Genomic DNA, 12,273 nt, shown 5'->3' on the forward strand with positions numbered 1-12,273 from the left:
CGGTCTGCCGCTGCCCGAAGGGCGCAGGAGCGCGCTTGCCCGCGATCTGGGGCGCAGCGGCAGTAAAGCAGGTGAATGCGGTGCGTCAGCGTGAACAACGTGCGGCGCCAGGCGCAAAATTTGCGCTCGCGGCAGATGTAAATCCGTAGGAGCCGGCTTGCTGGCGAACGTGTCCTGTCAGTTGATGGAAAGGTGACTGACCCACCGCGTTCGCGGGCAAGCGCGCTCCTACAGGATGATCGAGTTCACTTTGATATGAGGCGGTATTGGCATTGAGCAGTGATCCGCCCCTTTGCTAACCGCCATCGCCAGCCGCGATGGCAGGCTCGCGATTGCCTGATATACGCAGCTCTCGGTCACTCCTAGCATCGGACGCACATGACCTCGCCGTCGGCGAATGGAGAAGACCCTGTGAGAAATTTCCGGATTGGCCAGATCGTCCCCAGCTCTAACACCACCATGGAAACCGAGATCCCGGCGATGCTCACGTCGCGGTACTCCCTGTTCCCGGACGAGCACTTCACCTTCCATTCCTCCCGCATGCGCATGATGAAAGTCAGCCCCGAAGAGTTGAAGAAGATGGACATCGACAGCGACCGTTGCGCGCTTGAGTTGAGCGATGCCCGGGTCGATGTCATGGCGTACGCCTGCCTGGTGGCAATCATGCGCCAAGGCGCCGGCTACCATAAAGTCTCCCAGGAGCGCTTGAGCAAAACTGTCGCCAGCAACGCCTCCGACGCACCGGTGCTGAGCTCGGCGGGCGCGCTGATCGACAGCCTGCAGATGCTCGACTACAAAAAAGTGTCGATCATCACCCCGTACATGAAGCCGCTCACCCAACAGGTCATCGACTACATCGAAGCCGCCGGAATCGAGGTGGTGGACGCCATCAGCCTGGAAGTTTCCGACAACCTGCAGGTCGGGCGCCTCGACCCGATGGATCTGATTTCCCACGCCGACCGGCTCAACGTCGGGCAAGCCGACGGAGTGGTGCTGTCGTGCTGCGTGCAGATGCCGTCGCTGCCCGCCATCCAGGTCGTACAGGACCGACTGGATAAACCGGTGCTGTCCGCGTCCGTGGCGACCGTCTACCAGATGCTCAAAACCCTCGGCCTCAAAGCGCAGGTTCCCAACGCCGGCCATCTGTTATCGGGCGCGTTCTGAGGCGATGCCTGACGAGGTACTATGGCGGCCACTCAGGCCAGCACGCCCGGTACCCCACATGAAGCTCGATCCCGTCTCGCTGCGCCTCTTCGTCAGCGTCGTCGAAGAAGGCACCATTGCTGCCGCCGCCAAGCGCGAACACATCGCGGCAGCGGCCGTCAGCAAGCGGCTCAGCGAACTGGAAGAACTGCTCGATTCCCGACTGCTCAACCGCACCAACAAAGGCATCACGCCGACCGATGCCGGCCTGTCGCTGTTGTTCATGGCCCGCAGCGCGCTGAACAACCTCAACGACATCGTCCTGCAGATGCGCGACTACTCCAACGGGACCCGCGGCTCGGTGCACGTGCTGGCCAACATCTCCGCGATCACCCAATTCATGCCCGGCTTGATCAAGTCGTTCATGGCGCTTTACCCGCTGATCAACATCGTCCTTGAAGAACAGCAAAGCCTGGCGATCACCAAAGCCGTCGCCGAAAACCGCGCAGAGATCGGCATCTTCACGCGCCTGCCCCATGGCGCCGACATCGAAGTCTTCCCGTTCCGCACCGATCGCCTCGTATTGATCGTGCCCAACGACCACCCGCTGGCAGGCCGTGAGTCAGTGCGCTTCAGCGACACCCTCGACCATGAATATGTCGCCCTGCGCAGCGGCACCCACCTCAATTTTCAGCTGATCAAAGCCGCCAACGACCTCGGCCGCTCCCTGAGAATCCGCATGGAAGTCGCCAGCTACGACGCCCTGAGCCTGATGGTTCAGGCAGGCGTCGGCATCGGCATCATGCCCGAGGGCAGCGCAGGGATTTACCGAATGGACGGTGCGAAAGTGGTTCAGCTGGAAGAGGAATGGGCCAGTCGCGAACTCAACGTCTGCGTGAGATCGCGGGAGGGGTTGTCGGTGGCGGGGGCGTTGTTTTTGCGGCATGTGTTGGCGGGGTGAGGCTGATCGTCGGTATATTCGAGCATCGCCGAATGGACCTACAGGTGCGGTGACCCGCCTGGCTCTGTCCCTCAATGCGTCACGCAGGCTGGCGAGGGGCTGCTTGACACTGATCTCATCCGCCAGCAGCTAGATACCCGACAACGAGGAACGTTCACATGGTTAATTGGCCCGCCGTAACAGCTGTCTTCTCGGTCTACTGCGCCGGCGTGATCATCCCTGGCCCCAACTTCGTGGCTGTCGCGCACAAAGCGGTTTCTGCGACAACGGCTCACGCACTGATGCTGGTGGCGGGCATCGTGGTGGTGAATCTGTTCTGGGCGACGTGCGCCATCCTGGGCATTGGCGCGGTTTTCTCGCTGCTGCCGTGGCTGGCGTTCGTCGTCAAATACCTAGGCGCGGGCTACCTCGTCTGGTTCGGAATGCGCCTGATATTAGCCTCCGGTAAACCACCTACACTCGACGCCCGCGCTGGTCAGATGCCCACCCTGCTAAGCGCATTCAAACAGGGCGTCGCGACCAACATTGCCAACCCCAAGTCAGTCGCGTTTTACGCCGCAATTTTCTCCGCTGCCGCGCCGAGCCATGTCGAGGTTGGAACGTTCGCGGCGATGCTGGCGATGGTCGGCATCGTGTCGTCTACTTGGTATGCATTGATTGCGACCGCGCTGTCACGGCCCCGGATTGCCGGTGCGTATGCCAGTAAGAAGAGAGCGATTGATCGGGTGTGTGGGGCGGTGATTGTGATGCTTGGGGTTAGGCAGATGATTCGGTGAAGATGCGCTTACGGCCTCCCGGCTAAAGCCAGTCCCACTGAATGCACGCTGTCAGTAGGACCTGCTTTAGCCGGGAAGGGGCCTGTCCAGACACCGAAAAGTTGCCGGCAGCCGACTCGTCTTTTCCGCATGTTGGCGCCTCGAGGTCAGCCTCGGTATCCTCGACCATCGCCGAATGGACCCTCCATCCCTATGCTGATTTTTGATTGCACCCAAGACGCCGCTGATTTTTTCTCGAAAAAAGTGAAGGGCAAAATTATCGGCGCTGTGCAGCCCGCCGCCGCTGCCCAATCGCTGGAAGCGGACAGCGCAGCCCACGAGCGAGTGGATCGCTGGCAATTGCACGTCGCCACATTCGGCAAGACCCATGTCCTGCTCGCCATGAAAGTCGACACGCGCTACGCGATGATGTTCGTCGGCCTGAAACGCAATGACATGAAGGGTTTTCTGGAGCAGTTCAACTCCCGGTATCTCGCTGAACTGCTCGTGCTGGCGGTCAACGTACGCGGGGAAATGCCACCTCAGGCCGAGCTCCAGCGACACGTTGACGTGTGGGAAGAAAGCCTCCAGCCCGTGCATTTTTTCAAGCGCGGCGACCGAAGCGTTCAGGCTCATATCAATGATGTGCTCTACATGGCTGCATACGATGCCTACGAAGGAAGAGGGCTGCCAGTTGAGGAGCCGGATCTCGTCGCCTTCGGTGAGGTGCCCAACGGTATGTTCCGATCAATCAGGGGCGGGGATGACTTCATTCCGGCTGAGCTTGAGTTGAAGCAGGCTTGCCCGAGGTTCGGGATGGTGATGACCGACATGGAGATTGCGGAGGGGTATGAGAGATGGCGGTCGCGTCGGCGTGCGCAAGATGCGGAACCTGAATTTGAGGATTAACAAATAGAAGATCAGGACTTCGCGTGCAGAAAGAGCCTATGTCGAGCCATTTGAAGGAACGCTCGTATCGCTCCAAACCATGACGCAGCCAGTGTAAGGAAGCACAGATGAACAGACTTGAACGGATCAAAGGTTGCCTGCTTGGCGGCGCGGTGGGCGATGCGCTGGGTGCGCCGGTCGAGTTTCTCGACTGGAGTGCCATCCGCGCCACCTTCGGTGCGCGTGGCATTGTCGATTTCGCCCCGGCTTACGGCCGCGTGGGCGCCATCACCGACGACACGCAAATGATGCTCTTCACCGCTGAAGGTCTGCTGCGCGCCCATGTGCGCGGCATATCACGCGGAATTTGCCATATACCTGGCGTTATCCACCATGCTTTGCTGCGCTGGCTGATGACCCAGGACTACTCGCCTGCCATCACAAGCGTCAGCCTGGATGGCTGGCTGGTTCATGAACGGGAGTTATGGTCACGTCGCGCGCCCGGCCACACTTGTCTTAGCGCGTTGAAGGCCAGCACGGAGTTGGGGTTTCTCGCCAAAAACGACAGCAAAGGCTGTGGCGCCGTCATGCGCGTCGCGCCGTGCGCGTTCTTCGGTAACGCCTTCGACAACGCCGCCGAGTCCGGTCATCTGACCCACGGTCATCCAACGGGCTACCTGGCCGCCGGACTGTTCGCCGACATTCTCCAGCGCATTGTCGACCGCGAGGACAGCCTCGACGACGCCATTGCCAAAAGCCTGGCCGAGCACGGAGGCAAACCCGGCATGGAGGAAACACGGGCGATTGTGGAGCGGGTGCTCTTCTTTAGCTACGAAGGCCACCGCCCAACCCCCGAGCGTATCGACGAACTGGGCGGCGGGTGGATCGCGGAAGAGGCCTTGGCGATTGGCATCTGGTGCGCACTGACTGCCACATCGCTCGAAGACGGCGTGATCAATGCCGTGAATCACAGTGGCGACAGTGACAGCACCGGGCTGATTGCCGGGCATTTGCTGGGTGTTCAGCACGGCGTTGAAGCGATCCCGGATCGTTGGCTTGGGCCGCTTGAGTTGAGTGGCGTGATTGAGGCGGTGGCGGAGGATATTGAGCGGGTGCCGAGGGATTATTCGGGGTATGGCGGGGAGTTGGATGATGAGATTTGGGAGCGGTATCCCGGGGGTTAGCCCTTGCCAACTGCTAAGAAATTCTTAGTGGTTGCCCAATGCATTGACGAAGTGGTTCAGCGGATTGGCGGATTGGGCGGCGATAAGCCGTGAGCGCAGTAAGGCGTCTAAACGGGTCCTACTTTCAGTTCTGGATGCATTCGTACTCGACCGAATTGTCCGGCTTGATAAGCAGCACTGCTACGTGTAACCAATTCAATTGGGCAGCAGGCTGCTGCCCAAATAGACCATAAGATTCGAGGCTGGAGCTGGAAACACTAAAAACTTCCTACCTGTTCGGTTTTCTGGGACTGGGCGCACTATGCGCAGTGACGCTAAATCGAGACCCGGCTAACTGGCCATGTCGCCCGTTTCCGGCTGGCTCTTTTGCAAGTGGTTAGTTATGCCGCCTAATCTATCTCCCCACAACCAACCGCCGCGCAATCTCATCCGTCTCCATCACCGATATCTCCTTCACCTCACCAAACTCCGTCCCCCCACCCGGCAACGTCCCGGCCACATGAAAGTGCACGTGCCCAATCGCCTGGCCCGCCGGCACGCCGTTGTTCTGCCAGACTGCGATCCCCGTTTTCGCGTACGCCTTTTCAATCAGCCTCGCCGCATTGCGCACTTCAACCGCAACCGCTGCAACCTCCTCGTCGGTCATTTCAAGCAACGAGGGCACGTGGCGTCGGGGCAGCACCAGCAAGTGCGGATGACCCCGTTGTTCGCGGGTCACGAAGGTCGCGGTTTGGGTGGTGCTCGAAAGGATGGTGTGAGGACGCTCTTCCTTCAGGTACGCGCAGAACGCGCAACGGGGATTGTCCGGGAGATCGAGGCTGGTTTCCGGGCTCATGATGACCTCAATGACGAGAGGAAAGACTGCAGTTCGAGCCGATCGAGTTTTCGGTAGTCGTCAGGGCGCACGACGATGCGCAGTTCGTCGCAGACCTTCGAGTTTCGGGAGGCGAACATGAAAGACAGCACAGTAAAGCGGATGGCGTCCTGGGCGGGGAGCACGCTGGACAGTGGTGCCTGTCCGCCGACACAGGCGAACAACGCCACCAGAAAGTGCCGCCAGAAGCGCCACGTCTGCATGTCCTGAAGGATGGTCATCACATGCCCAGCTCTTCGTAGATTCTCCCGACATATCGATGGGGACCTTGCAGGTCGCTCTTCGCGTAGCTCCCGACATAATTGTCCAGCGCGTACTGAATGATTTTTGGCTGGAAAGACACCGAAACGTTGAAGTGTTTTTGCTCGATGAGCGGCTGGGGAATGTTGTCCGTGACGATGTTTCTGCTCTGGCAGAGATTCGCGATGACGATGGGAAGATCGAGTTCGAGAAGCACCTCGATTTCATAGGCTAGAAACGAATCCCCGTCACCGCCTTTACGACGACCATCTTCACTGCCCAGAAAGATGACTTGCTTGGTGTTGTTCAGCCGCTCGCGCTGTCGGCGTTTGATGGTCTCTGGCGAACTGCTGTCACGCGCTTCAAACAAGTCATGGGCATTGAAGAAGTCAAAGTCGATCTTCTCGTTCTGCTTCCAGGCTTTCATCAACGAGTAGTAAGAAAAGTCTTCACTGGCGAACGCGATGTAGGTTTTGTTGCGATAACTCATGATGAACTTCCTGTATTGAAACGAAGGTGGTTGTTCGCTTCGTCGGTTAGGGCGCTCAGTCCATTGATTGCCGATTTTCGGGCGCACGGAGGCGCCGTCTGGGTTAGCGGTGCGACGTATTCATGGGAAGTTAAAAAGCCGGCTTGTGGCCGGCTTCTCGGTGACGGGTTTGATTAGTTTTTGGCTAACCGCACGCGTCCGCAAAAGTGCGCGCTGCGAGGAGGCGCTTGTAAGGTAGACCGGGCAGGTCACGGAGACGGTGCCAGGTCGATCACCCATCCGCGTGTGGCCGAGGGGTGCTGAAACGAAGGCGTGCAGGATACCCATGTTGTTCGCGTCTGCCCAGTTCTGAAACACGCTCATTCCGCGCCTCGCCGTATGGTTGCCGGATGGCGGCGGTTGTTGAGCGTCGACCACCAGAAGATCCACCCCAGAATCTGAATGTGCTGCGCCTGCACTTGGTCAGCGCTGAAGATCTCGTCCGGGTACTCGGCGCAATTGTGGCTGCGCAGACGCAAACCGCCGCCCGGCAGGCGATACAGGTATTTCACCCGCAGCATGCCGTCGTGTTCGAGGGCGTACATTTCCCCGTCGATGATCTGCACGCGCCCGCGATCAATGCCGATCAGCGAACCGTCCTGGATCTTGTCCGCCATGCTGTTGCCGACCATCGCCACGCAGATGGCGTTGTGCAGCTCGACGTCCATGGTTTCGAGCACGCGTCGGGACAGGCGCACTTTGTGGTTGTGGATTTCGCCCACCGCCGTCCGGCCGGAGCTTTGCGTCTGCAGCTCGGTGTAGACCGGCATTTCCAGCTCTTCGCGCGCGCTTCGCTCGGCCCGGGGTGGTTGAGTGTCTGGTTGCTGGGCAACGACGCGGTCGGCTCCGGGGTGCTTGGGGCCTTCGCCACTGCGCAACCATCGCGCGTTGACGCTCAGCAGTTCAGCGACTTCTTCAATGCGCGCCATGGGGATGCCGCGCTTGAACCAGTTGTTGACGTGTTGTGGCGTTACTTTTCGGTTGGCGGCAAAGTCCGTTGCGGAGAGATGGCACTCTCGCAGAAGGCCGCGCAGTCGATCACCTGATGTATTCATGGGCCGAAGTTTACGGCGGGTTGAGGCTCGTTTAAATGAACGAAGTGTTCAAATGAGCACGCGATCATGCTTGGAGGCGAATGTAAGGATTACAACCTTCGGCTGTTTTTGTAGGCCGATTCGTTCACTGTTTTCTTTTGCATCAACAGTGTTTGAAGTCGGTGGGATTCATGGGCATGAGCGATCAACGGGCACAGGGGCCTGACTTAAGCGGCTACGAGAAAATTTTGAATCCTGCGATATTGTTCAAATAAGAAAATCAAACGATGCGATTAAACACACTGTGTGTGCAAGGCGAGTTTTAAACATGTGTGTAATGACGGAGGACGAAAAAAAGCGGGATTCACGGGGGAGGGGTGTCGAAAAGCAGGGGGACGTGCGTGTAAAACATGGCCCCGTCGAAGCGGCGAGCGCTTCGGCGGGGCACAACCGGATCAGCCCTTGTAGGCCGCTACCGATTTGGTGATCGCTTCGCGAGCGGCGTCAGCGCCAGCCCACCCTTCGATCTTCACCCATTTGCCTTTTTCGAGGTCTTTGTAGTTCGCGAAGAAGTGCTCGATCTGCTGGATCAGCAGCGGTGGCAGATCGGTGTATTCCTTCACGTCCACGTACAGCTGGGACAGCTTGTCGTGGGGGACTGCGATGACTTTGGCATCGCCGCCGCCGTCGTCGGTCATGTTCAGCACGCCGACCGGACGGGCGCGAATCACGGAACCCGGAGCAACCGGATAAGGTGTCACGACCAGCACGTCGAGGGGATCGCCGTCGTCAGCCAGTGTGTTGGGGATGAAACCGTAGTTGGCCGGGTAGAACATCGGGGTGGCCATGAAACGGTCAACGAAAAGGCAGTCGCTTTCTTTGTCGATTTCGTACTTGATCGGCGCGTGGTTGGCCGGGATCTCGATTGCGACGTAGATGTCATTCGGCAGGTCTTTACCGGCCGGAATCTTGCTGTAGCTCATTGGGCTTTGCCCCCTTGGTTGACCATTCAGAATCTGGCATGCAACGCCAAAAAGTGGCCCGGATTATAGGCACATTCCTGAAGCGTTGCCATGCGTGACAGCGGGCTTCAGGCGTCGTGTTGAGCCTGATAGACAGGCGTCCTAGTCTAAAGTGCCACGCTGAAATGCCGTCAGCCGTGCCAACGGATCCTGACGATAGAACGCTTTCAGTTGCCCATAGACGGCGGGATAGGCCTCGACGAGTAAATCCGGAGCGCTGAAGAAGTACTCGCTGATGACCGCGAAAAATTCGGCGGGGTTTTCCGCAGCGTAGGGGTCGATGGCGGTCTCGGCGTCGGGGTTGACGTCGAGTTGTCGATTGAGGTCATCGAACGCGCTCTGCATGGCGCTGGCCCAGTCACTGACGCGCATGTCATGGTGCAGCGGCGGCAGGCCGTTCGCCTCACCGTTGAGCATGTCCAGCTTGTGCGCCAGTTCGTGGATCACCAGGTTGTAGGCTTCCCATCCGCCGCTAGTCAGCACACCCGGCCAGGCCAAAATAACCGGGCCTTGGGACCACGCTTCTCCGCTGTGCTCGCCATCCCATTCGTGCTCGACGCCGCTGGCATCGCGATGGCGTTGCGGGCTGATGAAATCGTCGCCGTAAAGGATGATTTCGTGAAAACCCTGATACCAGTTCAGATCGCCCAGGGCGAGTAACGGCAGCTGCGCCTGAGCAGCCAGAAACAGCCGCGATTCATCACTCAGCTCGACGCCTTCCAGCGCCGTCAGGTGTTTGGCTTGCAGAAACAGCACGCAACTGTCGAGCAGGTAGCGGTCTTCTTCAGCGGTCAGGCCGTCGAGGATCGGCAGGCGCTGGCGCACGCGCTCCCACACCTACGGATCGACCGGATGACGCGCCAGCGTGCGCCGTTTGCGCCATTCCCGGAACGACCACATGGGCTCAGCGCGCCTCGGCGGAGCGACCTGCGCGGCTGCGGATCAGGCCGATGATCATCGGCAGCAGCGAGATCAGAATGATCGCCAGCACCAGCAGCGTCAGGTTCTTCTTGATGAACGGGATATTGCCGAAGAAGAAGCCCAGAGCGACCAGCCCGCCGACCCACAGAACCGAGCCCAACACGCTGAACCCGAGAAAGCGCAGGTAAGGCATGCGACCGAGCCCCGCCACGAAGGGGGCGAAGGTGCGGATGATCGGCAGGAAGCGCGCGAGGGTGACGGTTTTGCCGCCGTGGCGACCGTAAAACTCTTGGGTTTTGGTCAGGTAATCGCGACGGAAGATTTTCGAATTCGGGTTGCTGAACAGCTTGTCGCCAGCCGTGCGGCCGATGATGTAGTTGGTGCTGTCACCGAGTATCGCCGCTGCCATCAGCAGGCACGCCAGCAACACGGGATCCATGCCGCCACCGGCCGCCACGGCGCCCGCGATGAACAGCAGCGAATCGCCGGGCAGGAACGGCATGACCACCAGGCCGGTTTCGCAAAAGATCACCAGGAACAGGATGGCGTAAACCCAGGTGCCGTATTGGGTCACAAGGAGGTCGAGGTAAACGTCGAGGTGAAGAATCAGATCAAGCGGATTGAAATCCATGTAGGCACCTGGTTTGAGACCCGATCCGGGTCGTGCGGGGCGAAGAGGGCAATGTGCGCGGCATTATAGAGGCAAGCAATGCAATTATGGCGCTCGACATGCCGCCCCCTTTCACCCGCAGATTTGCGTCTGCTCCGGAATCGGAGGCGGATGCGAGCCGGTAGGAGCGTGGCTTGTCCCGCGATCGGCTGCGCAGCAGTCGTAAACCTGCCGCCGCGCGATCATGGATAGCCCGCGTTCGCCGGGTTGCTGCCGCTGCGCGCCAGATCGCGGGACAAGCCACGCTCCTACACGTTGGATTGCCGAAACCCTGCGACAAAAAACGGCCTCCGAAGAGGCCGTTGCTTGTCACCCGAACACGCTAATCAGAAGAAGCCCAGCGGATTGATGTCGTAGCTCACCAGCAGGTTTTTCGTCTGCTGATAGTGCTCGAGCGCGATCTTATGGGTTTCGCGGCCGACGCCGGATTTCTTGTAACCGCCGAACGCCGCATGGGCCGGGTACAGGTGGTAGCAGTTGGTCCACACGCGACCGGCCTTGATTGCCCGGCCCACGCGATACGCGCGATTGATGTCGCGGGTCCAGACGCCAGCGCCCAGGCCAAACTCGGTGTCGTTGGCGATGGCCACGGCTTCAGCTTCGTCCTTGAAGGTGGTCACGCTTACCACCGGACCGAAGATTTCTTCCTGGAAGACGCGCATCTTGTTGTTGCCTTTCAGCAGTGTCGGCTGGATGTAATAACCAGTCGCCAGCGAGCCTTCGAGCTTCTCGACCTTGCCACCGGTCAGCAATTCGGCACCCTCGCCCTGAGCGATTTCGAGGTACGAAAGAATCTTGTCGAACTGCTGCTGCGACGCCTGCGCACCGACCATGGTATCGGTGTCCAGCGGATCGCCGCGCTGGATCTTGAGGACCTTCTTCATCACCACTTCCATGAACTGCGGGTAGATCGACTCCTGAACCAGGCAGCGGGATGGACAGGTACAGACTTCGCCCTGGTTGAAGAACGCCAGCACCACGCCTTCAGCGGCTTTCTCGATGAACTCCGGCTCGGCCTGCATGATGTCTTCGAAGAAGATGTTCGGCGACTTGCCGCCGAGTTCCACGGTGGACGGGATGATGCTGTCAGCCGCTAGTTTCATGATGTGCGAACCCACCGGCGTCGAACCGGTGAAAGCGATCTTGGCGATACGCTTGCTGCTCGCCAGGGCTTCACCCGCTTCACGACCATAACCTTGCACGACGTTCAGCACGCCTTTTGGCAACAGATCGCCGATCAGTTCCATGAGCACGGTGATGCCCAACGGCGTTTGCTCGGCCGGTTTGAGGACGATGCAGTTACCCGCGGCGAGGGCGGGCGCGAGTTTCCAGGCGGCCATCAACAACGGGAAGTTCCACGGGATGATCTGCCCGACCACGCCCAGCGGCTCGTGAATGTGATACGCCACGGTGTTGCCGTCTATCTCCGCAGCCGAGCCTTCCTGAGCACGCAGCACACCGGCGAAATAACGGAAATGGTCGACAGCCAGGGGGATGTCCGCGTTGAGGGTTTCGCGCACGGCTTTACCGTTGTCCCAGGTCTCGGTGACCGCCAGCAATTCCAGGTTTTGTTCGATGCGGTCAGCGATTTTCAGCAGGGTCAGCGAGCGCTCCTGCACCGAGGTTTTGCCCCACACATCGGCAGCGGCATGGGCGGCGTCGAGGGCTTTGTCGATGTCTTCGGCGGTCGAGCGAGGGAATTCTGCGATCAGCTTGCCGGTGATCGGCGAGGTGTTTTCAAAGTATTGGCCTTTGACCGGCGGCACAAATTCGCCACCGATGTAGTTGCCGTACTGGGTCTTGAAGGTGACGAGTGAGCCTTCAGTACCGGGGTGGGCATAACGCATGGTGAATATCTCCTTGCTCTTGTGATTGTCTGGGGATAACGCGTTGCGGCGCCTAGCTAGGTCGCATGGCTAGAGCGTAGAGCAAAGCGCGGGCCACTGCCGTCCAGTCCCCGGTTTATGGGGGTTTTGTCGATGGATCGTGTGCTTTTGGGTAGGCGTTGTACCAACGGCGGGGCGGCGCGAGTGACATTTTGTACCCTTTGGG

The 12,273-nt window shown here is 59.4% G+C and carries 12 protein-coding genes and 1 pseudogene; 5 read left to right on the forward strand and 8 right to left on the reverse strand.

The window, feature by feature from the left end:
- Positions 1-411 precede the first annotated feature (411 nt).
- The 5 genes from L4G42_RS24260 (at position 412) to L4G42_RS24280 (ending at position 4,931) form a co-directional block, all read left to right on the forward strand.
- Positions 412-1,164, forward strand: coding sequence for a maleate cis-trans isomerase family protein (locus tag L4G42_RS24260; protein WP_336885893.1), 753 nt, complete (start codon positions 412-414; stop codon positions 1,162-1,164).
- Positions 1,165-1,222: 58 nt separating this feature from the next.
- Complete coding sequence (locus tag L4G42_RS24265; protein ID WP_237259816.1) at positions 1,223-2,104, forward strand: LysR family transcriptional regulator; 882 nt, start codon at positions 1,223-1,225, stop codon at positions 2,102-2,104.
- Between the two features lie 158 nt (positions 2,105-2,262).
- The gene (locus L4G42_RS24270) at positions 2,263-2,880 is read left to right on the forward strand and encodes a LysE family translocator (RefSeq protein ID WP_237259817.1); all 618 of its coding nucleotides are present in this window, start codon (positions 2,263-2,265) and stop codon (positions 2,878-2,880) included.
- Between the two features lie 192 nt (positions 2,881-3,072).
- Positions 3,073-3,768, forward strand: coding sequence for a DUF6933 domain-containing protein (locus tag L4G42_RS24275; protein ID WP_237259818.1), 696 nt, complete (start codon positions 3,073-3,075; stop codon positions 3,766-3,768).
- A gap of 107 nt (positions 3,769-3,875) precedes the next feature.
- On the forward strand, positions 3,876-4,931 hold the full coding sequence (locus L4G42_RS24280) for an ADP-ribosylglycohydrolase family protein (RefSeq protein WP_237259819.1): 1,056 nt from the start codon (positions 3,876-3,878) through the stop codon (positions 4,929-4,931).
- A 394-nt stretch (positions 4,932-5,325) separates the two neighbouring features.
- On the opposite strand, the gene L4G42_RS24285 is transcribed toward L4G42_RS24280, so the two are convergent.
- The 8 genes and pseudogenes from L4G42_RS24285 to exaC form a co-directional block, all read right to left on the reverse strand.
- Positions 5,326-5,766, reverse strand: a complete 441-nt coding sequence (locus tag L4G42_RS24285; RefSeq protein WP_237254943.1) for an HIT family protein — start codon at positions 5,764-5,766, stop codon at positions 5,326-5,328.
- On the reverse strand, positions 5,763-6,026 hold the full coding sequence (locus L4G42_RS24290; protein WP_237254944.1) for a hypothetical protein: 264 nt from the start codon (positions 6,024-6,026) through the stop codon (positions 5,763-5,765). Before L4G42_RS24290 ends, L4G42_RS24285 begins: the two co-directional genes overlap by 4 nt.
- A complete protein-coding gene (locus tag L4G42_RS24295) occupies positions 6,026-6,535 on the reverse strand; it encodes a TIR domain-containing protein (RefSeq protein WP_237254945.1) in 510 nt (169 codons plus the stop codon). Before L4G42_RS24295 ends, L4G42_RS24290 begins: the two co-directional genes overlap by 1 nt.
- A 359-nt stretch (positions 6,536-6,894) precedes the next feature.
- On the reverse strand, positions 6,895-7,629 hold the full coding sequence (locus L4G42_RS24300; RefSeq protein ID WP_237259820.1) for a S24 family peptidase: 735 nt from the start codon (positions 7,627-7,629) through the stop codon (positions 6,895-6,897).
- A gap of 434 nt (positions 7,630-8,063) precedes the next feature.
- Positions 8,064-8,591: an inorganic diphosphatase gene (ppa, locus tag L4G42_RS24305; RefSeq protein WP_062384817.1), complete on the reverse strand. Its 528-nt coding sequence runs from the start codon at positions 8,589-8,591 to the stop codon at positions 8,064-8,066.
- A gap of 141 nt (positions 8,592-8,732) precedes the next feature.
- Positions 8,733-9,530: pseudogene (locus L4G42_RS24310) on the reverse strand (M90 family metallopeptidase).
- Positions 9,531-9,534: 4 nt separating this feature from the next.
- A complete protein-coding gene (locus L4G42_RS24315; protein WP_237255052.1) occupies positions 9,535-10,182 on the reverse strand; it encodes a DedA family protein in 648 nt (215 codons plus the stop codon).
- A 365-nt stretch (positions 10,183-10,547) separates the two neighbouring features.
- Positions 10,548-12,068: an acetaldehyde dehydrogenase ExaC gene (gene exaC / locus L4G42_RS24320; RefSeq protein WP_237259822.1), complete on the reverse strand. Its 1,521-nt coding sequence runs from the start codon at positions 12,066-12,068 to the stop codon at positions 10,548-10,550.
- Positions 12,069-12,273 lie beyond the last annotated feature (205 nt).

The sequence above is a fragment of the Pseudomonas petrae genome, assembly GCF_021728295.1.
Lineage (GTDB): Bacteria > Pseudomonadota > Gammaproteobacteria > Pseudomonadales > Pseudomonadaceae > Aquipseudomonas > Aquipseudomonas petrae.